Origin of the sequence: Saccharophagus degradans 2-40 (assembly GCF_000013665.1) — a bacterium.
Classification (GTDB): Bacteria; Pseudomonadota; Gammaproteobacteria; order Pseudomonadales; family Cellvibrionaceae; genus Saccharophagus; species Saccharophagus degradans.
This window is the reverse complement of sequence record NC_007912.1, coordinates 877,131-903,908: the sequence shown is the minus strand read 5'-3', so window position 1 is coordinate 903,908 and position 26,778 is coordinate 877,131. Positions and strand designations below refer to the sequence as shown.

Here is a 26,778-nt window from a genome sequence, read left to right as displayed (position 1 = left end):
GCAGGCTTTGTGGTATGCACCTTTATTTGGTGGTATTTTGGGTAGCTATTTTATTTATTACATTATTTGCTGCTTTCTGATTCTGCCAACCGCTGCTGTAATTGATAAAGGTACAAAGACGGCACAGAAGTTAAGTCGCGCTCGGCATCCAGTATTGCGGGTTGCGGTAAGTACTCTATTTTAACTGGCATATTGGCCTTTACACCCACTAAATTTGCGCCTGGCCCATCTTTTACGCCATACAATTTTATTGGCGTATTACTGATATTACTAACACCATTCTCAAAGGTAATTTGAATATTCCAAAAGCTGCTGCCCGCACCATGTGCTGGCCACCAATATTTTGCACCACCGGTTTTAAATAAGGCATAGCTGTTGGAAGCAAGCTCTTGTTCGTTTAGCTCTATATACATCTGCAAGTTATCAAATAGGTTTTGATGGTTTGCGCCAGAGTGTTGATCGAGTATGGGCCGGCTATAAATTTCTGAATGGGTGTAAACGCTTTTGGTTGCACCGGTATTAAAACTTATGGGGTGCTCTACGGGGTTAAAAACTTTTAAGCCATCTACTAACACATTGTGTGTGTTGCTCATTGCCACGCTGTAATGCGCTTTGTGAGTACCGGTGGTAGTTACACCTTTTATAGTAACGTTCGCAATTTTTTCGGTAAGTACGGCGCTATCGGAATTGATAACGGTTATATTTTTTACCCAGCCGTCGAATAAGCCGGTTAAGTAAATACCATTAAAACCTTGCTCAATATGATGCGCTACAAATGGCGAATCTGGGAACGCTATCGTCAACTCTTCGATACCCACGTTAGTTAAAAACGGCGTTATCGAAATATCTGTGTGTGGCTCAATATCGTGCAGTAAAACATCGGCAAGGGTAACGCGATTGCCCTCCACCTTTGCCACCTTGCTGTACTGTGTTACCAGTGGCCGGTTGGGAAACTTGCGGTGGTTTTCGCCAATGTGATCGCGGCTTAGCCCTGGGTAAAGCGATGCCAACAATGCAGAATTTTCACCCGCTTTGTTGTACCAATTAATTGTAACAACCTGTCCCGCGCTAAGTGCACTAGGGTTATCAACCACCATGACGCTTTCGCCCTGCTTACCAGCGGTTGGTTTGGCAATTGGGTTTATTGGTGTATCTAACTCATCTAAATAGGGCTTGATGCGATCCCCCGCTACACCAACCCAAATATACCCACCAGACCAAGAATACTGTGAATAGGGTAAATCTATTAGGTTATGCGGCTCGCGCTGACGTTTATTTAACGTTACTAGGTAGGTACGCAGCTCTGCTAAGGCTTCTGGGTTTGGAGCGAAACTTAATGGCCGAGGCATATAGAGGGTAGTGCCTGCAGTACCTGCACCCTGCAATACAATATTGCTGCGTTGAATATACAAAATATCGCTAATAATAAAGCGCCCAGCAGGCACGCTAATATGCACCGACCCTTGCAAGCTGTTGGCTTTGGCCAGCGTTTTACGAAACGCCAAGGTATCGTCTTTGCCATCGTTTGCTACCGCACCGAAATCCACCACATTAAGCCTATGCTTAACCGGAATACGCAGGGCATGCCCGCCATTTTTATACCCAGCATAAGAAAAATTGGGCACTTTTTGATTGATATTATCTATTGACTCTGTCGCACAGATACACATAGACAATAAAAAGACAGCTGTGAACACACTGGCTTTTAGCGGGTAACCCCTTGATGGAACAGACTTTATTCGCTTAAACATACGCATGATGGCTTGTACCTTTTGGTTGGTAGGCGCATTTATTTCATTATACGCCGCGCACAAACTGGCATTACCACTTTACCATCAGGCTGTATTAATTCATACTCACACCATACTCAACCTAGAGTAGCTCGAACCAATCTCACTCAAGCAAGCCCTATAGGGTATTTGCGCATAATAATTATTTTCGGAGGAATAACCGTGACTATCACGACTTTTCAACCACTAGCCGCGCCTAAGCAAGCACGCTTTGGGCACTCAAAAAAATTACTTGCTGTACTTGTGGCTGCCGCTGCAATACAAACCCCTACTACATTTGCGCAGGAAGAATCGAGCAATCAGCTTGAAGAAGTAGTTGTAGTTGGTTCACTGCGCAACACTATGCGCAACTCTATCGAGATTAAGCGCGACGCAGAATCCATTGTGGATGTTATCTCTGCGGCAGAAATGGGCGCTCTGCCAGACCTTTCTGTAGCAGAAACCCTGGAGCGTATTGTGGGTGTAACCGGCGACCGCTTTAAAGGCAATGCCAGTGAAATTTCTGTACGTGGCCTTGGCCCATTCTTAGGTTATTCCACTTATAACGGCCGCGAAATTTCATCCGGTAGTGGTAACCGCTCTGTTGCTTTCTCGCAATTTCCGTCAGAGCTAGTAAACGGCGCCGTTGTTTATAAATCACAAACCGCCGACCTAGTTGAAGGTGGTGTTGCAGGCTTAATTAACTTACAGAGCTTGCGCCCGTTAGATTACGGTAAACGCCGCATTCAGGCCGAAGTTAAAGCCAACTACAACGATTACGATGCGAAGCTAAACGGCGACGACGGTATTGGCTACCGCGGTTCTGTGTCGTATACCGATATTTTTGACACCGACATAGGTGCCATTGGTGTAGCAATAGGTTATGCCAGCCACGACTCCTCTACCCCAGAAGAAAGCTACAACACCAGCTCTAGCTTGCGCAACTGTAACTCCGACTACTTTGAAGACGGCGGCAGCAATTGCTCTTGGAGCGATAGCAATGCAGCCGCAAATGGCGGTGCAGCGGCAGACGGCGAATACTATTTTATTCCCAATGCTTTTTACTTCCGTCAGATGGAATCTGAAGAAACTCGCGATGCGTTAATGGCAACCGTGCAGTGGCAGCCCAATGACGATTTAAATATTGTTGCCGACGCGCAATGGTCCGACCGTTTTTACTACGAAGATCGCCACGATTTATATTTTGATGATGGCCGTCGTCGCATTGGTAACTGGACCACCAACGACTCTGGCGCACTTACTTCATACACTGGTGAATCGCGCGTAAGCACCTACGGCGAGTTCAGAGAGCGCGATGAAGTTTATAAAGGTGCGGGCTTAAACGTTGAGTGGCAAGTAAACGACAAACTTATTGTAGATGCCGATATTTCTTATTCCGATACCGTGCGCTACCAAGAAACCTGGCAAACACGTTTTAGATCAGACCGCCTATGGTATGACTTCGACACCGCTGGTGACTACGGCAGCAGCTGGCCAACCGTTAGCTTGTACACCGATAGCGACGATGCAGCAAGTTCTGAGATCGATTACAGCTTGCTAAACGATTACGACTTTTACGATGCAAACCAGCGTGCACGTTACGGCGAAGCAGAAGTAAACGATTCAATTAGTGCACTGGCAATTAATGCCGATTACTTATTAGAGGGCGACTTTATTACCTCTATAGAAGGCGGCATGCGTTTATCTTCGCACGAGCATAAAAACTACGGCGAAGACCGCGTTGAGTTTACCGCTACCGATCACGCAGACATTACCGATATAGCCTCTGGCTGTGCAACTGCCTTCCCGCAATCTGGTTTTGGTGACGATGCAGGCGGTAACCTCACCGAGTGGGCTACCTACGACACCCTGTGCGCATTCGACCTAATGGTTGGCGACGAAGATATGTCGTTAACCCCGGAAGCAGCAAGCGCAGGCGATGTAATTCTTAGCGAAAATATTAATTCTGCCTTCGCTAAGTTTAACTTTAACACCATGCTTGGCGGTGTTGATGTTTCGGGTAACTTTGGTGTTCGCGTTGTGCAAACCAATGTTGAATCTGTTGGCTATCGCCAAGATTACAGCGTAGTAGCAAATGACGCAGGCACACCTGCAGATACTTCGGACGATACTGTAACCATTACCGAAACCGATGGCACACTAAAGAAAGAAGTTTACAACAACGATTACATCAACGTATTACCTAGCTTAAACGTAAACTTTACGCTTAACGAGGAAGTGCAAATACGTACGGCTATTTACGGCGCAATTTCCCGCCCAGATATGTGGTGGATGGGCGCTGGTCGCGACCTAGACCTAGGTGATGGCGAAGAAGATTTTGCAAGCGTAGCAGAAGCCGTAGCGGCGGGTAATGCCACAGCGCTGGGTAACCCCAACATGGAAGCCATTGAATCCATGAACTACGATCTATCGGTTGCTTGGTACCCATCTGAAGACACTATGCTTTCTGCTGCGTTCTACTTTAAAGAGTTCGAAGCGGGCCTAGATGTTGCGGATTCCTCTACAGTACAAGAGTCGTTCAATATTAACGGTACCGACATCACTATGGATGTGAACGGCTTAATTCAAAATACCAGTGAGGCCTCTAACATTTCTGGTGTGGAACTAAGCTTGCAGCACGGCTTTACCACCTTGCCACAACCTTTTGATGGCTTAGGTGTAATGGCGGGCGCTAACTTTGCCGATACCAACTTCGACTACTTCGAAAACGGAGTAGACATGACCGACGACGTAGTGATTGCACCAGCAAGCTTGCCGGGCTTCTCTAAGCAAAGCTACAACGCAGAGGTGTACTGGGAGAAATTCGGTATTACTAGCCGTTTATCTTACAAATATCGTTCGGACTACCTAAAACCTTTCGGTAGCGACTTTGGCCAAACTAACCGCTTTGTAGAAGACACAAGCTCTGTAGATTTATCGTTAGCTTACAACGTAACTAAAAATGTACAGCTTAAATTTCAAGCGCTTAACTTAACCAACGAGCCTTACGCAGAATACCGCGTGACAGACGGTTCGTATAACCGCATTGAATATAGCGGCACTAAGTTCTTTGTTGGCGTACGCGTTAAACTGTAAACCGTACCACAATAAATAACTAAGCACCCAAGGGCGGGCCTACCATAGGCGCCGCCCTTTTTATTGGCTTACAGCACAACATTTACAGCTTATGCCCTGTAAACTAGTATAAAAGGTGTTACGGAAACTCTGATTAATTTTATAGCCGGCTAGCTCTGTGGCCATTTGGCATTAATCTATTAATAAACCGATAAACTATTAATAATTTGTTAAACCAAGGGGAGGTTTTATGCGTTTTAGCAACGCCCTAGTCGTGCTCTCGTTGTGCTTTGGTGGCATATGGCTTACGGCTTGTTCTGGAGCCGCACATAAAAATACAGCGTCTCACCCTACTGCCACCACTCCCGCACAAAGTAGCGCTTCAACCAGCCAAACACACAGCTCGCGCCAAACCACCCAAGCCACCACACAACTTGGGCAATTTAATACCGCCAAAGATTTATATTTAGCGCAATTCGATAGCAAAACCGACGTCGACGATATTCACGCTATTGCAGGCGTTGCCACGGTTTTATCAGATAAGCGTTTCGCAAAAGTACGCTACCACGCCGTAGCGGGCGCTTATGGCATACAAGGTGGCTTGTATGTGCCCGCCAATGAATTATTTGATGCCGCCTTTGGCAAAAATTGGTCTGATGCACACGCTAATTTTAATCAAGCGTTAACAGACGTGAGCCAACTCGTAAGCGACACCTTACTTAAAGGCGGCGATATTTGGATAGCAGAAGCGGGCCAATCGGATTTTTCTGCTGCACTCATTAAAAATGTTAAAAAGCGCTTACCGAATATAAATACCAACAAGCGCATTCACATAGTGCAGCACAGCACATGGAACGAAGAAAACGCAGCCCCCGCAAAATTGCGCTACGTTAAACAGTACAGCGATTACCACAAAATAGCCGATGGCAACGCCACCGGCAATGGCACCCCCGGCTTGCGAACGGAACAACCCGTAAACTTAAAAAACATAATTAAACAAAATAACCTTAAAGTGCTTTGGAGCACAGCCCTAGATATTGCCAACCAATACAACGGTAAAGACGAGCGCTACCACAATGGGGCAATTGCCAAAGGCGGTTTGGATTTTTCGGATGTTGTAGAAACCTGTTGGATATTTGGGTTTAACCACCTCGAAAATATAGACGACTTTTTTAACGAGTTCGCACAATAAAACCTAATTGTTAACCCAATTATTCCCCTCAGCATTCTATATTTAGGACACTTATATTTAGGACACTCATATGAAAGTAATGGTTATGGTAAAAGCATCGGCGAGTTCCGAAGCGGGCAAAATGCCAAGCGAAGCACTACTTACCGCAATGGGCGAATTTAATGCTCAGTTGGTAGATGCAGGAGTTATGGAAAGTGGTGAAGGCTTAAAGCCAAGCAGCGAGGGCTACCGCGTACATTTTAATGGCAGCGAACGCACCGTTAGCCAAGGCCCGTTTGCCGCTACCAACGAATTAGTAGCTGGCTTTTGGGTATGGAATGTAAACTCTATGGAAGAAGCCTTAGAGTGGGTTAAAAAATGCCCCAACCCCATGGAAGAAGCATCGGATATAGAGATTCGCGCACTCTACGGTATGGAAGACTTCGCCGACGCAGACCCAAGTGGCGAAATAGCAGCACAGGAAGACGAACTGCGCCAAACCTTAGAGATGCAAAAAAGCAGCGTGCGCAATTATTTGTTTTTTGCTGGCCGCTGCCAAGAAGCACTGGATTTTTACACCCAGCATTTAGGCGCAAAAGTTGAATTTAAAATGCACTTCAACGAAAGCCCCGAACCTATGCCGGCAGATATGCTACAAAAAGGCTTTGAAAATAAAATTATGCACGCAGCGTTTAAAGTTGGCGACGTTACAATACTGGCCAGCGATGGCTGTAACGACACAGACACGTTTAGCGGCTTTAGCTTGGCACTTACGGTACCCAACGAACCCCAAGCCCACAGAGTGTTTAACGCGCTAGCGCAAGATGGCAAGGTAGTTATGCCTTTAGCCAAGGTATTTTGGTCACCGCTGTACGGCCAGGTTACCGATAAATTTGGCGTAGCCTGGATGATAATGCTGCCTGATGCCTAAGGGCTGCACAGGCGTTGCGGAACAGATAGCCCGCAAGTATTGTCATACAAAACGGGCTAGACTCTTTAACACTTATACAGCCTTACAATAGCTATCAGCGTGCCCAGTAGAGCAAAGAAGCCCCTAGCAATAATTTGATTTGCCCTATAGGGCCGCTAACATTATCAATTTGACCAATTTATATTTAAAATGCCCCTACGCTGGCGCAAAGGCTATAAAACCTAACACCCTAAAAAGACCTAACCAATCTTTACCTTGCGCTGAGCTCTATCGTAAAAAACATATTAAAAAATAGGCACTAAGGATGAATACCAACACCAAAAGAAAGCCAATAGTTATAGCAAATTGGAAACTCAACGGCGGCCTAGAGCTAATCTGCACCTCGGTTGCTTCGTTTATAGGCAAGCACTTCGAGGCAGATATTGCTATTTGCCCACCCTACATTTACATGCGCGATATGCTTACCTTCCTGCAACATTCAGAAATTAGCATTGGCAGCCAAAACGTAAGTAAGTTTAAGTCGGGTGCTTATACCGGTGAAACCTCTGCGCAAATGCTCAAAGAAGCAGGTTGTAAGCTGTGCTTAATCGGCCACTCTGAGCGCCGATCTATGTTTAAAGAAAATAACCTAAGCTGCCAAATTAAAATTGGCAACGCGCTAAACCACGGCCTTATGCCCATATTGTGCGTAGGTGAAAACAAAGAAGAGCACGACGCTAAAATCACTAAAGATGTGATCTTCCGTCAGGTTACCGAGTGTTTAGAAGGCGTAGAGCTAGATGGCCGTAAAATTTGTATCGCTTATGAACCTATTTGGGCAATAGGCACCGGCGCCTCAGCTACCCCAGAAATTGCACAGGATGTACATTCGTTTATTCGACAAGAACTAATAAAATTGTACGGCGAAGAAACCGCTAACAGCATCCGCTTGCTGTACGGCGGCAGCGTAACCAAAGACAACGCCAAAGACCTACTCGCCAAAGAAGATGTAGACGGCCTACTTGTAGGCGGCGCCAGCTTAGACCCAGGCCACTTTTTGGCTATTTGCCAGCACGCCTCAGATTCTTCTGCTAGCTAATAAAAAACCTCCCGCTGCTATGCCATTACGTATAGCAGCGCCCTTTTTATCCCTGCTCACTTTTTCTTGTCCACATTTCCCTGTTCACTTTTCCTAGCCTACTGCCCCCTAGTACTTCTCAATATTGCGATTAAAAGCAATTAATGCAATTAGCGCAATCACACCTACTACAGCTAGTACTGCGGCAATGCACCAATAATAGCTATACGCACTGCTCGCGATAATAAGCTTTAAGCCACCCGCCGCAGCGAATATAGCAATAGAGCTAATAAATGGCAGCATGTTATACCAGGCCAATAGCGTAGTTCTGCCGCAATCTCTAGCGCGATGCACAACTAGGCTGCGCGTAAATACTACAAACACCCCATACGAAATACCCATCAAAGACGCGCTTGCGGCCACATACATAAACGAGGGCACCAATTTGAGGTACAGCAATACAACACCTACACTCATTGCTGCTAAAATTATTACTTGCACCCACACACAGCCACTATCGCGAAATGGCGATTGCCTAAAGCGACCATATAGCAAACAGCTAACAACCGCTGCCAAACTAATCACTAGCATCACCAAGCCACCGAGCTTTACAGGGCTTTTAAACCCGTAAAAATCGCGAATAAAATAAACAAGTAGAGAGCTTGTTAAAAAAACCACCGCCAAATAAGCACCACTGTAAATGAGAAAATACTTATCACTTAGATGAAGAGGTATGTTTTTGGTATTTTCTTTTGCGCCGTTATCGCTTGTAGCGGTTATACCGGCGCCTACTACACCTGCACCTATTACACTAGCTATATTGCGATAATAAAACGCCGCTGCGAAGGCGAGTAAAATGACTACCCCACTAACAACAACGCCATGTTGGTAGAAGGCAAAAAACACAGGAGCCAAACACACCGCCACCAACATAAATATCATGCTGTGCTTTGCATGGTTATCGCTAACCTGTATGTCTGCGTGATGACATATCCCCGCATCTAATTTCTGATACAACGCACACGATAAAAACCGAAAGCATAAATAAAAGCCAAAATAGGGCACAACAGACAAGCCTGAAAACAACAAGCCAAAGCTAATAACCACAAGGGGCAACCCTACATATAGGGCTGCTTGCAAAGAAATATATTTGCCTAATTTTGTTTCCCAAACAATACCTGCTATTGATGCAAGTGACCCCAGCATAAGCAACAGAGTGACCAGTTGCTCTTTGTATTCTGGAGCAACGGCAAGAAAATAGGTTTGGGGTATTACGTTGGCCCCGCCAATCCACAAGAACCAAAAGAAGAAGAAGAAAAAACTACGCATAACTAAGGGCCTGATACACAAACAGGCCAGCCGCAATTGGAACCAACAGATACAAAATTTGTGTAGTTAAACCTCGGTTACTATATTTAATAGTAGATACCATGCATAAAGCAGCGCCCACCAACACAACAACAGTTGCACCTACGTGTAGCAAACCTGGTAACCACTGAATACAAGCCAAGGCAACAAACACCCAAGCTGCCGCATTAGTAGTAGGCAAGCCAGAGAAATACCCAAGGGAACTTTGTTCGCAATTAAAGCGGGCTAATCGCCAAGACGCACAAGTAGCATAAAAAATACCTGCAGCACACACATAAAGCGACTCGCCAGATTGGCCAAATGCGAATAACGCAATCAGTACACCGAAGTTGACCGCATCCGCCAAACTATCTAACTGCGCCCCCATTTCTGAGGCACAGTTTAATTTTCTGGCCACTATGCCATCTAGCTTATCCAACAAAAATAAGCTCGGCATAATAAATATTGCCGGTAATATATAATCTGCCTGTAAACAAAATATACAAACCAAACCACCAACTAAGCCGGTAAGGGTTATAGCATTAGCAGGGTTAATAGAACGCATAGGGGAATCCTATATAGAAACCTAAGAAAGCCGGAGCAGTTACCAACAAACTATCAAAACGGTCCACAATACCGCCATGCCCTGGCAACATAGCAGAAAAATCTTTAATGCCTTGCGCCCGCTTATATTTAGAAAAAACCAAATCGCCCAAGCTAGCGGCCACCCAGCCAACAAGCGCCAACCAACCCCATGCGGTAGGGCTCGCCATTTCAAACCCAAGTAAACCATAGGCTGCAATAAGGGCCAGAATAACGCCCAACGCACCTGCCACATAGCCTTCTACACTTTTATTTGGGCTTAAATGGGGAAACAACCTATGCTTACCCAATGCCTTGCCAATAAAGAGAGCGAGGGTATCATTAAATTGAACAATCAATATTAATAGCATCCACAACACCGGCACAGGCTGCACTAAAAACAATAATGCAGTACAACCCAACACTACAAACATAAGAGTAAACACTAAACTCGCGGTTTTTGAGGCTAGTACATGTGCGGGCAATATAAATACTGCCACTAAACCAAGCAACCAGCCCCAAAGCCAAATTGATATAGCTAATTTAAAAATAGTTACAGCGAGAATTAGGGCAACAAACGTTAACAGCCAACTTCCCAGCCGCCCTAGTTGATGTCGACTTACTTCAAAACTTGCCACACCACAAAGCAATAAAGTAAACAGCCAAGCCCCCCAGGGTGAACACCATAAAATAACCACCATAATATGCAGTAATACCAATATGGTGATGCAACGCTTTACCATGCCAGCGTTGCGTTTAATAAAGCAGTACAAGGTAAGTAAACCCGCAATACTTAAACACAACAAATAAAATGCCAATATCTGTGGTGCCATTAGCTTCTCCCTAGTACTACATCGGCAACATTTTTTAGCGCTCTATCTTGCTCAGACTCTAAGTTCCACGTTCGCTGAGCATTTACTGCAGCCATAAGCGCTTGCCCGTGGTTAGATAATGCGAATGGTGAATGCTGTAAACACTGATAAATAACAGCCTGCTCGTGAGTACAGTTCGAAATACTAGCAACATGCTTTCCAAACTCTACCTGTGGCTTATTGGGCTGCTCGTTAACCAGAATATCGTCGAGGCTATTGAGCGCATTTAACACATATTGCTTTTGTTCCGCGCTATTTAAGTTTGCAAGTATATGCGCGGGAATAGCGCGGCCTAGAGTCCAATCTTGTTTTGCCATGCCTAGTGGAAACTCCAAACGCTGCTTTGCAGGCTCTATAGGTAAACCACCGTGAAATAACACTGGCACTATATCTACACCCGCCTTAATAGCGGCATCAATTAATGATGAACTGATTGTAGTTTGCGCTTCTCGTGCGGCTAATGAACGCGTACCGGCAATATGCACTAATAGCGAATGTTCGCCCATCGCGACAGCCTGCATAGCCTTACTCATTGCCTGCAGCACAGCAGTGGGGTTTTCTCTATCAATTAACGTTAGCAAGTTCTTTGCGTTGAAAGGCGCAAGCGCCGTAAGCATGTTGCCAATCCAACTATGGGCGTGCTCTTTTTTTGCCAAGGCACTAACGGGCAATCCATTCAACGCGCTCATCGCAATAGCGAATAAAACCGATTCTACCCCAACTTGATGGTTCGCTAAATAAAGCACACCTTTTGGCTTGCTATCGCTTTGTGCTTGTATGCGCTTACCTGAACAAATATTGTTATTTTTAATCGTACCAGTAAAGCGGTGGGCAATTGCCATAAAAATATCTTCCACTAAACCGCCGGTCGCACTAATAGAAGCTCGCCAATAATCCCTAATAAATAGTAACCCCGCATTAGCCTGAGCAAACTTTGATTTAACGTTATAAGCAGTAACGTTATAAGTAGTCACATTAGGAGTAGCACCTGTACACGCTATAGTTAATTGCTGCATGCTTAAACAATCGCTTTTATTTAAGCCAATAAGCAACTCGCCCTGCATAGCTAAATCAACCTGCGCTGGGTGTATATGCCATTGCGCAGCCAGATATTCCTTGGCAAGAATCACCTCTGTTAGAGTTAAACCGGTGCGCCGCATTATGTTTGCGTTACAGTCGTAAATACTTTCTAACGTACCCGGTAACCAATTGCATTGGTTAACAACTTCGAGCGCTAAGCTTGCACTATTTTCATTTATAGTGGATAAGCGAGCACCGGGTACAGGTTGCTTAGCAACAAAAAATTGAAGCTGTGCTTCACTGCTCAACTCGCCCAGCGGGCCTTTGGGCAACACCGCTTCGATTAAAATAAATTCAGCCCACAATCCCCCTGCTGCAGTGGTAATTTGTATTTTAATCGTTGGCAATTTTAAGGCATCATCTAAGCCAACGGGGCGCGCCTCTACTAATAGCTCACCACTTTTTGGCGTATCGCTAAAAAAGGTAGCTCGTTTTAATAACAGTGGATAAGCCGCAGAACCTTGCTCCACAGTCGGGAACCACATATCAAGCATGTGATGAGGCACAATATGTAAGCTCGCATCTAAAACACCTGGGTGCAGCTTGCCAGCGGGAACACCTATAGCCTGAATATCGATTTTGCCCGACGCCCCTTTTGCTGTAATAACCACATTGCTTACAGCTTGAAAGGCACTGCCATGAAAAAGCCAACCGCCTTTATCTGCGTAGGGGTTACCCGCTAGTATTACTGGGTCTGCAGAGGGCAACGGCGGTAACAATTTAACGGGAAATGGATATTGCTCATCGAACAACACATTACCATGTGCAATTTTTTTATACCTGCTAGTGGGTTCATCCCACTGAGTTAACTCCATGGCAACGCGGTGCGCGGTGTGCGCAACTCCCCAACTATGTAGGGTTTGTTTTGGGTTGTTAAAACTTACCCAGCTATTTACACGTACATTTTCTAACCCCGTCATTTTTCTGCCGGGTAAGCGTTTAGCTGCGTCTTCCATCATCGCATTAGCTAATACCATAAATGGTAAAGCCGGTACCGTAAATGTGGGGCAGTGATCATTAATCCAATGTTGAGATTGGCTATCAAAAATACGTTCTGGTGGCGTTAATAGCTTAGCGGCTTTGCTTTCATCTATTACTACCAAACTAATATTTTTAGCTTGATAGATTTTTTGTTTATCTACCCATAGGCTTGCATCTGCCGTTATAACTATTCGCCCGCTTTCATATTCGCATTGCTGTACTTCTAGGTCGCACTCCACAATTTTATTATGGGGCAGCACTTGCCCCCTGTAACTCCAACTATGAGCAATATTGCTGGCGAGCGTTTCAAACCGTGGTTTTACAAATTGCTCACCTACGTTTTGCGATATGGCGTAGCACTGCAATGTTTGCAGCATCATTTCTAAACCTAAGGAACCAGGTTGAACAGGGTCGCCGTAGAAGTGTGATTTAAAAAACCAAGCGTTTGTGTTTACGCTCATTTGCGAGCGCACGCGGCCTAGTTTTAGTTGCCCGCCATCTGGCCATATACCAGTAATACGATCTATTAAACAAAGCATAGGCCCAGGTAATCGCAACTGACCGTTAAAATAATCTGCCGGCCTATGGCGCAAGTTATAAGCATTGTGCTCTGCGCTATTTAGCGCGCAAAGCTCTTGCTCTGTTGTAGGTAAACCAGCTTGTTGCGCCAAGGCTGCTTCTGGAAAGAAACCAAAAACGGTTTCCATTTGATACACCAGCTCTGTTCGAATATAACAGCGCACGTTGAAGCCCAGAATAATCATACCCGCCATTGCCGATACTGAGGTGCTTTCTACTTCTGTTAATAAGCATGTATCTTCTGCAACTATTTCTCGGTACTGGGTTGCGGTGCCATCTAAGTTGCGAAAAAATGCTTCTGTATCGCCACCAAAACCGCCGCCCATATAAGTAGCTAACCAGCCACAGGGTTGTAGGGCAGCTTCGAGTAAAACAGGAAAAGGCATAGTAGCTTGGCTATTTTCGCTAAAATACCATGCGTCGTTCGGAATTAAATATTCCATTACCGCTTTACCACCCGCTTTTAATTGCCGTGGCGCTATATCTACCGATTTTACTTTCGAAATAAAATGGTATGGGTAGCCGGGTAATCTTGGGCCGCGTCGGGGGCCATCAAATTGCTTGTAATGCGGGCCAAATGCATCGCTGGGCTTACCCCAAGCGCAGGCCACCATAGAGTCTTCATCAAACTTAAATTCTTGTTCGGCAGCTACACTAGAGTCCGCTTGGTTTACCGGCTCGGCATGTTCAATTACATGCACTCGGCTTTCGCAAGGCCAACCTGGCACCAGCTCAACACCAACACCCTGGCCTAAAAAGGCTTTGCGCCCATCTACGGTACACATTAAATCTACGCGAATTTGCGGCTTTGGTGTGGCTTCTACCCCGTGAACATAAATTTCATAAACCAGCTTTTTACCACCCGGAATAAGCTGGCTACGACAGATGAGGTTAAACGTTTCATCTTTAATTGGTTCAAAGCGCCAGCCGTCACGCGCCAACGTGAATCCCATGGATGCAAGATAAAATGATATTACTTGCACACCACCCTCAAGCATCAATGTGCCGGGGGCACAGGGGTCATTTTTAAAATGGCCATCAAAAAACCAATGGTCGGGTTTAACATTGAGTTGGGCTTTTAGGTAACCGCGCTGCCAAGGCCCGCCGCGGTGATTTAACTCTAGCACCTCGTCAAACATCAATAAGTCGCCACCTACTATGGTAGGGGTACGCTGGTGGCAATTGGCGCGGTAAAAGCTATCGCCAAAACAAGACACTAAATCGCCTTGTGTATACGCATCAATATCGGCACGAGTAAACGCCGTCTTGGTTGTATGGCACGGGCCATCGGCCACATTCAGCGCTGTATTTGCTTTTTCTTTTTCCGCATCCCAAATTACACCTGCAGAACCTGCGAGCTCTTCGTAGGTAAAAAAGCCTGCTTGCCCGCGCCTTACTTCCAAATGAGTGTGCCCATTTATTTCACAATTGTAGTGAAAGAAAAACAGTCGCACATCACCTTGCTTTGCGTAGCCATCTAGATGGATGTCGTAACGGATAGTATCGCCAACTGCGGGTAATTTATCGCGATAGGTGAGCTCACAGCCTAGTAAGCGGTATACACGCTCGCCTTTATTTTCAAAATCTGCGCCCATCCAGCTAATCAATAGAAGATCGGCTTGCCCCGCTTCAATCATAATACCGGCTGGCATATGCCCGTGGTGCACATACCAATCTTTGCTTGTTACATCGGTTTCTGTCCAGATGGAGCCTCTAGATTCCATAGCGCCTGGAGTAGCATCTATGCCCAATACTCGATCTGCTAGAAGCAGTGGCGGTTGCGGCATTCTTACTTGGCGGGCGTAATTATCCTGTTGCTTGAACAGCGGCCCGAATATGTTGGAAATAATGCCGCCAGCAAGCTCTTCTAATTGTGCTCTAGTGTATTTAGGGCCGGGAAACTCGGAAGTATTTTTTTTGTAATCACTACTTGTCGCAGCCACATCACTCTGTTTTCTCAGCGCAGGCTCGTTAGTTAATGGAGTACTACTTGCCGGCTTGGTGTGTATCGCTGAAGCAGCATTAGAGCGCGTTTGCTCTGATATTTTTATTTGGCTTTTAATTGGACCTTTAAATGAGTTCTGCACAGAACGTTGCTCAGCAACATGTGCATTACTTTGTGCAACACTTGCAGAGAGCTTTGCTTGCAGTAGCACTTCTGCGGCTTTATTTTGAAAAGCTAGGTACTGATTATGATTTTCGCTTAATTGCGTATGTAGGCTTTTTAATGCGCGAATAGCTGCACTGTGTTGTGTTTGATAAACGCTTTGCGCAGCGGTGCCAGAATGCATAGGCGCTTGCACTGCTCTATTTTTATTTTCATTTTTATCTTCAGACAAATCAATTGCTCTAGGTAATGGCGCGATAGCTTCCGCAGCGGAAGACAAAGGTAACTGAATAGGTAGCTGAACAGGTAACGCAACAGGTAGTGAAAAAGGCAAACGGTTATTTTTACCGCTGTAATCTGGTTGAGGAAACGCAGCAAGTATTTGCTTTAACTGTACGGTGTGATTATCGTCTTCAATATTATCTTTTAGCCCTTGCTGAGGCTTACTTACCCCTATACTTGTTATTGCGTCTGGCAATGGTGGAGCCGGTGCCATTTTTGTATCTTGCCAATACGGCTGTGTAGTGCGCATTTGTAGTTGGTTACTTGAAGATACGGTTGTTTTATCGCTACCTGCATATGTAAACTTTTCTAGCGAGGGGAATACAATTGCAGGCAAATGCACAGGTAAGCTTTTGCTATAGCTAGGCACTTTAGCACTGCCGCTGTGCGCCAAACCGGCTAGCAGCGTTTTGTTTAGCTCTACACCGGCACACCACAGCTGTGCTACTGCCTCGAAAAACGGTAGCGCACCAGCGCCGGACCGATCTAAATGCACCGCTAAATGGGGGCGTTCACCGAGTTGCTCTGCTATCCACTGGCTGGATGTATGCCTTGGACCGTGCTCGATAAAAATGCTCACACCATCGCTATACGCAGCCTCTACAACGGGCCTAAAATCTACCGGTGCGACAGCCTGCTGGGTTAGCGCCTGAGCTATTTTTTGTCGCGATAATGAGTAGCTTGCAGCAAACGCGTTTGAATAAAAGCGCGGTAACCGCCCTCTACTTTCATCTATAAAGGTGTCGCGATTGTGTATTTGATACCAAGTATCTTGCCATGTAGATAGCGCCGGATGATGGGCGACAATGTCGTGCCCCATAGGTACAATAGCGCGAGCAAATGAATTTAGCGCTGCTTTTATGGCGTTAACGCAGCTCGCCTCACCCGCTACCACGCAATCATTATTACTGTTGATCATGGTGAGCGTAATATCTTTATGCTCACGCAATAACGCTTTAACTTTTTCTACGGGCGCAACTACGCGCAACATTAACCAGTTACAAATTGTGGGGTTGTTATAGTATTTACGCGCACAGTCTAAGTCCCCGGCTATCCATTGGGTGTACATACCAGAGCGATCTATATCGTCGAATAACGCTCCCATATCTCGCCATACGTCAGCAGCAAACACACTATTCGTTTCGCCAGACGACACACCGAGCATTGCCTGTGGTTTAACACCTAAAATATTTTGGGTAATACAGGCATGAATTTGAGACAGTAAGCTGCAGCCCTGCAAAACATCGAACGGCCCTTCTACTTGCTTAGCCTCAGCTTGCAACCACGGTAAACAGCTAGCAAATACAGGGTGCTTACGCAATGTTTGCTCAACCGCAGTAGGGAAAATTGAACATAGTGCATTGCCCATTCCTGGGTATGCCGACGCTGCGCCAGTAAAAACAAAACCCACATCCCCAGCTAGTTTTTCGCAGCTTAAATAGATGTTTTTTGCCAAGTTAGTCACGCCAACAGGCGTTTTACTTACAGTGGAGAATTTACCCAGAGCTTCAGCTGCATTTTTTTGCAACTCAGTAAAATGTTTGGGCGATGCCAATACTATAACTAGTCGCCACGGCTGGTTTGCCTGCAAACAGTCTAATTCGGCAGGTTGAGCAGCTTGCACATTATTGATTAGCTCTTGTAATGTGGCGCCCTGAAAAAACGCTAGCTGTTCTTTATGTAATATCGGCAGAGAGTTTTCTTGCTCTGCTTTTTTTTCAATTTCAGTTTCAGCTTCTGCGCCAATTTCACTTTGCCCTCTAGCTAACGAATAGTGGGTTAACACACTTTCAGCTGCTAACCCCATTAAATGGGTTGCAGTGTGGGGCACGCCTAGAATATTCGACCAAGTATTTAGCCAGTCGTTTTTTGCTAGGCACAGCTCGGCTGTACGTTCTTTGGCAATATTTTGAGCTTCATCCAAAGGAAGTTCGTAGTAAATTGGATTACCTGCTTTTAATGCAGTGCTTTTGCGCTGTAATAGCAGTACTACGCCACCGTCCACTTGCTGCTCAATCGGCAATTGTGCGCTTGCGCTATTTTCTTTTGGATTAGCTTGTTGATCTCGTAATGCAACTGCTTGGCGATGAATCTCTTCCGATGAAATATCAACCGCGCCTACCACCGCCACATCTATTTCATTTTTTAATAGTGCAACCTTTGCAATATCTAATGCGTAACTTCCGCTGTATTCTTCTGCGGACACAGTAAAGCTTGGACCCTGCAAATCTAACTGCAAATTACTGCGGTTAGCCGGAATATTTGGCATGGTACCAATGACAGAAACAGCATTTATGGGCCGCGTTATACTATTGCGCGTCTCGGGCAGCCAATGCTCGTCGACTCGTCCCTCGATACTTGCAAGCTCGCCAAGCCAATGAGCCAAGCGTGTACGCATAGTAAAGCGGCAGCTATTCATATCTACCCCCATACCCACGTATACGCCAGTGCGCTTAGCATCGTACGCTGGCAGCTCACCTAACGCTTCGCGAATAAGCGTCATAATAAGTAGCTGCTGCGCGCTGGTATCGTCTAAATCACTTGGAGGAAAGCCAAGTTGAGCGAGGTCTATATCTAGTTTATTTATTCGCTTGTTTTTTACGTCTGAGCCAATATTCGCAGAATTTAAACCGTATTTTTCGCGGCTCCATTTTTTTACAAAATCGAGCTTACTTTCTACTCGCGCTGTGCGCAGGGAAACGCCGCATACAACTAGCGGGTCGCTCTCTTGCGCAATAGAGTTGATTGTGCTTTGCCGTGAAGATGTACTTGTATCAATACTTTTTGGTACTAGCCACAGCTTATTATTAAGCTGATGCTGCACCACCATATGAGCATTGTTACCACCAAAGCCAAACGCATTGATACCGGCAATGCAATTATCGCCATTAGCCCAATGTTCATTTTTCTGCACTAGTCGCGCGGGGCCCGAATGCAAGCCTGCAATAGGCTGCTCGCAGTGAATAGACGCAACGCTAGTAGATTGCTTCATATTCTGTAATACACGTATCAAACCGGCTGCACCGGCTGCAGTAATTAAATGGCCAAAATTACTTTTAAGTGAAGATATTGCCAAACCCGTATTTGTGGAAAAGAAAGTGTTAATGCTTTCTAGTTCGACACTATCCCCCGTTGGGGTACCCGTGGCGTGGCATTCGATATACGAGACCTTGTTAGGTTTTATATCGCAGTGTTTGTATGCATTTTCGTAGGCGCGAATTTGCCCTGCACGCGAAGGCGAAAGTAAGCCGCCTGTGCGGCCATCATTCGATAAACCTATAGACCGAATAACACCGCGAATTGTATCGCCATCTTTTCGCGCTTGGCGCAGTGTTTTTAAAATAACAATGGCCGCCCCTTCTGCAGGCACTAGGCCATCGGCACGGGAATCAAATGGGCGAGATATGCCGTTTTTACTCAGAGCTTTAAGCGCACTAAAACCCACATTTAAATAGAGGCTATCTGCGTGATTAACTGCACCTGTAAACATGGTGGTCGCACGCCCAGAATGCAAATAATCACACGCGAGTTTAATGGCGTATAACGACGACGCACACGCAGCATCTAAGCAAAAGGTGGGGCCAGCAGCGCCTATAGCCTGTGCCACAATATGACTGGGCGCAGATGAAGAAAATCGCTGACTGTAATCGGCTTGCCGATTAAACAGTTTTTTATGTAACGCGGCATATTCTGGCTGCTTCGCCAGCCAGTGCTGCGCAAATAAATCGTTAGTTTCGCGCGGTGCATAAGAAAGGTTACCTAAAATCACCCCCCAATCTGTTCGCGCCTTTTTTTCGGGCGATATTGCTGCGCTTGCCATTGCCTGCCTAACCGCGGCGATGCACCACTGAACACCGCGACTAGTTTGCTGCAAATTTTCTGAACTTAGATTAAGAGAATCAACATTAGACAGTGCAATGGCATCGTCAACAAAGCCACCGCGTGCAGACCAAGCCGTATCACCAGGGCTTGTAATCTGAGCTTGCTCACCCACTACTCGCTGTGGGTCTACCCCCCAATGGTTGATACTCGCATTAGAGGTTAAATCTAAACCCGCTGATGTAACTCGCCATAAATCCTCTACAGAATTTACGCTGGGCAATACGCACCCCTCGCCGACAATAGCGATAGGCTCAAAATGGTTATACGCCATAACTAATTTACCGCAAGCTTTCGTTAACAGCGTACATACGCAAACCGCGTATGCAAGCAAGTACTGTATCGGCGGAATCTAATAACCAAATATTGGAAACCGTGCTCACACTATCGTGTTTTTCACGCTGTAAATAACAGCGCACTGCGCCCTGTACTGTACCAAAGTGATTTATTTGCATAGTGTCGAACCCCATTGGCAGGCTTTCGCGATTGATATGCTTTTGCCCCCAAACCAATGCAAGTTGCAAAGCGCCATCCAATATAGCTTGATCTATACTTGCACCATAGTCAGCCCAATTTAATTGATTTGTACCTATTAATTCGGCCACGGCACTATCATCTTCTAAAGCGCCAATTCGCGTAATCGACTGGTAGTGTTCACCGTGAAACAACAATTCTTTATAGGGGTTAAAATGCGTATAGCTGGGGTTGCTTGGCTTGCTAAGTAAGCCACGAGACGGCGCCTCCCCGGATTCGCCCACACCGGCACCACTCGCTTCGGTATAACTTTTATCTAAACAGTTAACGTTTGCGCTATAGCGCAGTACACCATTGGCATCGGTAAGACCAAGCGAAAAGAGCGTTGAGTTGGGCAGTTCTTCCAAGTTGATTGTAAAAGTAACGTGAGGCTCGCTAAGTACAATGCCTTTTAGCACTTTTAAATCTAACAGTGTAAACGCCTTTAAACTTGGCAGCACAGATAGCATGGCAGACCTAAACCAATCTACCACCTGTACTACAGGGAGTACTATTTCACCGCGAACCTTGTGGCTTTCTAAATGGGGCAGAGATTGTAAACTCGCCACCACCTGCATTTTATGGCTACACAAAGCACCTGGGTTGGCCAACGGTTTATTAAGAGGCATGCCACCGTAAACGACCTCGGTATTAATTTGGCTGTGTTGTAGCTCATCTACAAAAAATTGTGCACCGCTGTGCAAGGGAATTAGCTCAACCCCCATTTGCGCAAACTTCTGTTTGAGCGCATCCGTTACCATACCGCTTTCCCACGGCCCCCAGTTAATAGCCACTACTTTAGTGTTATTTGCTGCGCTATACCAAGCGGCCACACGATTAAGTACTTCATTAGCCATTGCGTAATCACTCTGACCAATATTGCCCGCTCGCGCAGCAACCGAAGAAAACAAACAAAGCACTTTTAATGTTTGATCCGTTAGTACATTGAGTAAGTTATGCAGCCCCTGCACTTTGGTACCAAACACCGCATCAAAGTGCTCAATTTTTTTGCCAGATAATAATTTATCGGCCAATACACCCGCTCCGTGAACAACCCCACTAATGGGCCCCAACTGCGTTTGAATTTGTTTTACCACTTCGGCTAGTTGGTCTTGATTGTTTATATCACACGGGAAATAACTTACCTGTGAGCCAGCTGCCTGTAGATTGCTTAACGTTTTGCTTACTTCCCTAGAAGAAACCACAAGCCCCACTTCTCGCTTTAATTCTGCAGGGAGCATTTGAATTCCTGCCGCCTTTGCTTCGGCTAGAATTGCTCGCATTATTGCGGCTTCATCCGCACAATGCTCAAACCGGCTTACATCAATTACCGGCGAGCGGCCTAGCAATGCAAACTTTAAAGGTAATTGTTTACTTAAAGCTAATATGGCTTCCGCTGTGACGCCCCGCGCACCGCCAGTAACTAATATCACATCGTCTTTATGTAGTGGCATGCTGCCTTGTTGCACACTGGCTTTTACGCTAACAGGCACACAACGCTTACCATACAAGCCTAACGCTACTTCGCGCTGAATACCGCCATCGACAATTTCTTGTGCAAGATTATTAACAAGCTCAGCAAGCGTGATTTTTTCTATATTAATGTCAATACTTCTTACTAACGCAGCGGGCCATTCTTGCGCAGCTGTTTTAACTAGGCCACTGATACCACCAGACCAACTCTGCACGCCTGAGGCACCGCTTTGGCCATAGTCGCCCGAAGTGTTCTGTACAGCAATAAATACTCCGACTTCTTTTTCTAGCACTGGAGCCAATGTGCAGGCTTGCTCAAAAATAACGCGGTTAATCGCTAGTGCATCTTTACTGTGTTTAAATTTTTGCAAACCATTTAAACTAATTACGGCCTTGTGGTTTTCATTTACTCGCTGAGCAACCTCGGCCTGCAAACCGCGCGCCTTTAGCGCGTCGCATAGTGGCTGAGCGCAGGGGGAATTAGCAGGCACAATGACTAGTGGCTGCATCAATTGATGCGGCATAAAATTTGGCCTTGGTAGCTGCAGCAGCTCTAATTCGTAACGACTTAATAAATTATTGTTAGTTGCGGCAGCCTGTAATTCTTTTTCGACTACGGCAGCACTTGGATTAGTTTCATCCTTAGTACTGCCTAATTGCTTTTTTATAAATTCAATTATCTCAGCAAGAGTGTTTAGACTACTCATACTCGCGGCATCGAACTCTGGCAAATTAGGTACCTTCTCAAGGGTCGCAGAAAGTATTTCTACGCGTTTGATAGAATCTATGCCTAAGTCGTTTTCTAAATCCATGCTTGGCTCTAGCATATCTACCGGGTAGCCCGTTTTTTCTGCCACAACGCTTAACATTATGTGCTGAATATCTACAGTGTTGTCGCTGGATGTGATCGAGGGGGTAGAAACTTCATGCGTAGCAGGCTGTGCTATTGCCTCACTTGCAACGCCACTGGCTGCACTTAGCTGCGCAGTGATATATCGCGAAATTTCTGCCAGTGTATTAAGGCCTGCCATTACGCTGTTATCGAGCTCTGGCAAGGAATCTAATTGCTCTGTTGCCGCAGATAAAATTTCTACCCGTTTAATAGAATCTATACCTAAATCTGCATCCAAATGCATATCGAGATTAAGCATCTCTAGCGGGTAACCTGTTTTGTCTGCTACTACTTGCATAAGCAAGTCGTTTACATTTATATCGGCTACTACTTTCTGCGCTGGGCTTGGTATTTGCGGGCTTTCAACCGGTGCGCTTACTTGGTTTTGTGGTGTAGCCATTGAGTTGGAGCTTGGCGCCACTTCTGCCATTTTGCGCTGAATAAACTGCACAACTTCTTCGAGTGTGCTTAGTACCGCCATATCTGAAGGGTTTACTTCTGGCAGGTTTGGCACAACGTCTAAGGTTGCAGATAATATTTCCACTCTTTTAATGGAGTCGATACCCAAATCATTTTCTAACGACATAGACAAAGCCAGCATTTCTCTCGGGTAGCCGGTTTTATCTGCCACTACATTTAGCATAACCTCTGCTACATCAAGATTTTGCGTAACTGGTAATGGCATGGCGCTAGGTGCTGCGGGCTCCGCCACTGTTTTAACTATTTCATCGCCTGCGGGCGCTACGTTTGGCTCGCTTTGTATTGCCGATTGCGGTTGCTGATATTGAGCATGTGCAGAAACGTCTAGGTTGTTAACGGCTATAGTGTGCTCTGCCTGAGCGCTAACTGAACTAGTATCTACTGGCGCAGCCGAACCTGATGCAACTAACTGCCCTAATTGTGCTAAGGCTTGCTCGCTCATTTGCAGAAACTGACGATGAGTTTCGTTAGTTTGTTTTTGTATATTTTCGAATGCCGCCAGCCATTCGCTTTTTTGATTAGGGGTGAAATTAGAAATGGGACTATCCTCTGTTTGCAAATGGGCTTGATGGCTACTGGTAGTTGGCATTGCGGCTATAGGGTTAGGAACCATCGAGCTAGTATCCACCGAGTTGCTCTTAAGCGAGCTAGCGGCATGGGGCTGCGCGTTAGGGGTATTAAGCAATACGCCATCATTTTTATTAATGGAATGTAAATTATCTTGCTCTGTTTTTATGGGCTGAGCAGATGTGGACTGAGCATTGACAGACTGCGCCAGCAGCTCTTCTGGATTTGCTGGAGGAATACCTGCTGCACCATTTTTTGGAGGGTATACACGATTGTAATTAATGCCCGTTATGGGCAACGCCATTTTAGGTTTCACACGGTCCGCGGGCGCCGTTTGTTTGCGGAAATCTTGCCACAGTGCAGAAAAATCTAACTTAACCCCTAGGCAGGTTAATTGGCCTAGCGCCTTCCAGAAGGTCGCTAAGGAATTATTTGCTTTTTTATCGGTCGCGATAGCGACGTGATTTTTGCCTTGCAATATTGCACTGACCAAACCGGTAAGTACATTACCTGGCCCCACCTCAATAAATGTTCTGTAGCCCTGTGCGTACATGGCCTCGATTTGCTCTTGAAAACGCACAGGTGATATTAATTGCTGGGTAAGTAATTGCTGCTGTTGCGTAACATCGCTTGGATACGGTTGTGCCGTTTTATTGGCATACACCGTTTTTTGTATTGGGTTAAATGGTGTGGTTTTTAGGTGATCTGCCAGCGAGGCTACCGCTTGCGCCACAATCGGGGAATGAAATGCAGTTGAAACAGGCAATTTGCTAACACGAATATTTTCTTGTTCGCACAGTTCGGTAAAGGCGTCTACCACTTCCGTTGCACCGCTAATAACAACCTGCGACGGCGAGTTAATATTAGCCAGCGTAATAATAGGGTTAGCGTTACCCGCTTGCTTTGCTTCACTTAATAATTTTTCTAACAACTCATTAACGGTATTCACACTGGCATGCACCGCAGCCATTGCCCCACTGGTAGAAGCAGATGCATCACGCATCGCCAACCCACGCGCGCGCGCAGTGGCAATTAAACTTTGCTCGCAAAGTACACCGGCGGCGCTTAACGCGGTAAGTTCGCCATAACTATGGCCAGCAAAGGCTTCTGGATTTAAACCTAGTTTTTTTAATAGCGCCCATACACTTAAGCTAGCGGCACCAATAGCAGGCTGTGCCCACTCTGTTTGATTTAACCAATCACGTTGGCTTTGCGCGGCCGCCTCACTAAAAGTAGAAATAGGAAATACAACACGAGATAGCGATTCGCCTTCAGCAAAATTCGACTCGGCGGAATCCCAAACTTCGCGCGCAGCGGGAAATACCGTTGCCAATGGCGCACACATATCTACATATTGACTGCCCTGCCCGGGGAAAAGACACGCAATTTTTCCGTAGCCAACATGTTCACTCTCGCCGGCGGTAGCACCCTGAGAAACACCGTAAAACCAACCACTGGGCGAATTAACATTTTTAGCGGTATTGGCTTGTGTTTGCTGTTTTGCTTGCGCAATAAGCTGGCGCAGCTGCTCAACACTATCAATAACAAATGCTACGCGGTAAGGCTGGCTTGCTTGTACGGTTTCTTGCGATTGCCTAGCAAAATACTCCAGCGCATCTTTATCGCTGGGTAAATTGTCTACTGTGTTTATTAGTTTACGGAATAACTCTTCGTGGCTACCACCAGCAGCCAGCACTAGGTGAGTATCGGATACCATGTGCAAACGCGGGTTGGCTTGCGCAGTTGTATATTCTTCTAACGCTACGTGAAAATTACTGCCACCAAAGCCAAACGAGGATACCCCCGCTCGGCGCGGGTAATGGCTGTTGCGCACCCAGGGCCGCAATTTAGTATTTATATAAAAAGGGGTCTGCTCTATATTAAAGGCGGGGTTTGGTTGATTCACTTTAATGGTTGGTGGCAGTACTTTATGGTGCAGAGCCATTACCGCTTTAATTAAAGCCGCTGCACCGGCGGCACCTTTTGCGTGGCCTATTTGGCTTTTTACCGAGCCAAGCGCACACCACTGATTATTGCTTTGGCTTTGCTCGCTTGCGCCAAAAGCAATATTTAACCCGTTAAATTCTGCTTTATCTCCAGCCTTGGTACCGGTACCGTGTGCTTCAATTAGCTCAATGGTATTTGCAGAAAAATCTGCTTGTGTGTATGCGCGATTAATTGCCTTTGCTTGACCTTCACTTACCGGCGCATACACCGCAGTACCTGCGCCATCTGAACTTGAGCCCACACCTTTTATAACAGCATAAATAGTATCGCCATCTCGCTCGGCATCTTCTAACCTGCGCAGTGCCAGCATGCCTACACCTTCGCCAAGAATAGTGCCATCTGCAGCATCTGAAAATGGCCTACAATCCCCCGTAGCGGATAGCGCTGGCGTTTTACTAAAGCACATATACATTAATATATCGTTAAGTGCATCTGCGCCGCCGGTTATTACGAAATCGGAATGGCCCAGATGTAATTCGTTTACGGCCATCGCCAAGGCAGAGCAGGAACTTGCACAGGCCGCATCCACCACGCAATTGGTACCACCTAAATCCAAGCGATTGGCAATTCGTCCAGCCACAACGTTACCCAATAAACCAGGAAAGCTAGCTTCCGACCAAGGTACGTAGTGGTCGGCTATGCGCTGACAAATTTCTTGCGCTAAATTTTCTGCTATGCCGGCTTCTCGTAGCGACTTCAGCCATACCGGTTTTTGCAATCGCGCGCCCATTTGCACTAGCTGCTCTGTGCCCCCAGCCACACCTAAAATAACGCTCATGCGAGATTTATCTAAATGCTTATAATCGCCCTTGGCCGCATCGCGTAACACATGCTGCGCAGCCACTAGTGCAAGCAATTGCACTGTGTCTATATCTTGCAGTTGCGAAGGTAAAATACCGTGCTCAATACAGTCGAATGCTACCGACTCGATAAACGCCCCTCTGCGCCCGTAGGTTTTATCTTGCGCTTGGGGGTTTTTATCGTAGTAATCGTCTATCAACCAGTAGCTTTCTGGTATTTCTCGTATTTGATCTTTGCCTTGCAAAATATCTCGCCAAAAACCAGATACTTGCGGGCTACCGGGAAAGATACTACTCACACCAACAACGGCAATAGGGCTGGATTTACTCATAT

The 26,778-nt window shown here is 46.0% G+C and carries 10 protein-coding genes; 4 read left to right on the top strand and 6 right to left on the bottom strand.

Annotated elements, in window-relative coordinates:
• Positions 1-62 precede the first annotated feature (62 nt).
• Entirely contained in the window at positions 63-1,757 is a 1,695-nt protein-coding gene (locus tag SDE_RS03710) for a glycosyl hydrolase family 28-related protein (protein WP_011467180.1), read from the bottom strand.
• Between the two features lie 195 nt (positions 1,758-1,952).
• Here SDE_RS03710 and SDE_RS03705 point away from each other — a divergent pair, with 195 nt between their 5' ends.
• From SDE_RS03705 to tpiA, 4 genes are all read left to right on the top strand, one after another.
• Entirely contained in the window at positions 1,953-4,865 is a 2,913-nt protein-coding gene (locus SDE_RS03705) for a TonB-dependent receptor (protein WP_011467179.1), read from the top strand.
• A gap of 229 nt (positions 4,866-5,094) precedes the next feature.
• Complete coding sequence (locus SDE_RS03700; protein WP_011467178.1) at positions 5,095-6,036, top strand: hypothetical protein; 942 nt, start codon at positions 5,095-5,097, stop codon at positions 6,034-6,036.
• A gap of 70 nt (positions 6,037-6,106) precedes the next feature.
• The gene (locus SDE_RS03695; RefSeq protein ID WP_011467177.1) at positions 6,107-6,946 is read left to right on the top strand and encodes a VOC family protein; all 840 of its coding nucleotides are present in this window, start codon (positions 6,107-6,109) and stop codon (positions 6,944-6,946) included.
• Positions 6,947-7,250: 304 nt separating this feature from the next.
• Complete coding sequence (tpiA, locus tag SDE_RS03690) at positions 7,251-8,024, top strand: triose-phosphate isomerase (RefSeq protein WP_011467176.1); 774 nt, start codon at positions 7,251-7,253, stop codon at positions 8,022-8,024.
• 108 nt (positions 8,025-8,132) lie between these two features.
• Here tpiA and SDE_RS03685 read toward each other — a convergent pair whose 3' ends face one another.
• Genes SDE_RS03685 through SDE_RS21125 form a run of 5 tightly spaced genes read right to left on the bottom strand, consistent with a single transcriptional unit; the run spans position 8,133 to position 26,776 of the window.
• Entirely contained in the window at positions 8,133-9,332 is a 1,200-nt protein-coding gene (locus tag SDE_RS03685) for a hypothetical protein (RefSeq protein ID WP_011467175.1), read from the bottom strand.
• Complete coding sequence (locus tag SDE_RS21135; protein ID WP_011467174.1) at positions 9,325-9,915, bottom strand: CDP-alcohol phosphatidyltransferase family protein; 591 nt, start codon at positions 9,913-9,915, stop codon at positions 9,325-9,327. The genes SDE_RS03685 and SDE_RS21135 overlap by 8 nt, the downstream gene beginning before the upstream one ends.
• Positions 9,902-10,765, bottom strand: coding sequence for a phosphatidate cytidylyltransferase (locus SDE_RS21130; protein ID WP_011467173.1), 864 nt, complete (start codon positions 10,763-10,765; stop codon positions 9,902-9,904). The genes SDE_RS21135 and SDE_RS21130 overlap by 14 nt, the downstream gene beginning before the upstream one ends.
• A complete protein-coding gene (locus tag SDE_RS03670) occupies positions 10,765-19,986 on the bottom strand; it encodes a beta-ketoacyl synthase N-terminal-like domain-containing protein (protein WP_011467172.1) in 9,222 nt (3,073 codons plus the stop codon). Before SDE_RS03670 ends, SDE_RS21130 begins: the two co-directional genes overlap by 1 nt.
• Positions 19,987-19,993: 7 nt before the next feature.
• On the bottom strand, positions 19,994-26,776 hold the full coding sequence (locus SDE_RS21125) for a type I polyketide synthase (RefSeq protein ID WP_011467171.1): 6,783 nt from the start codon (positions 26,774-26,776) through the stop codon (positions 19,994-19,996).
• Positions 26,777-26,778 lie beyond the last annotated feature (2 nt).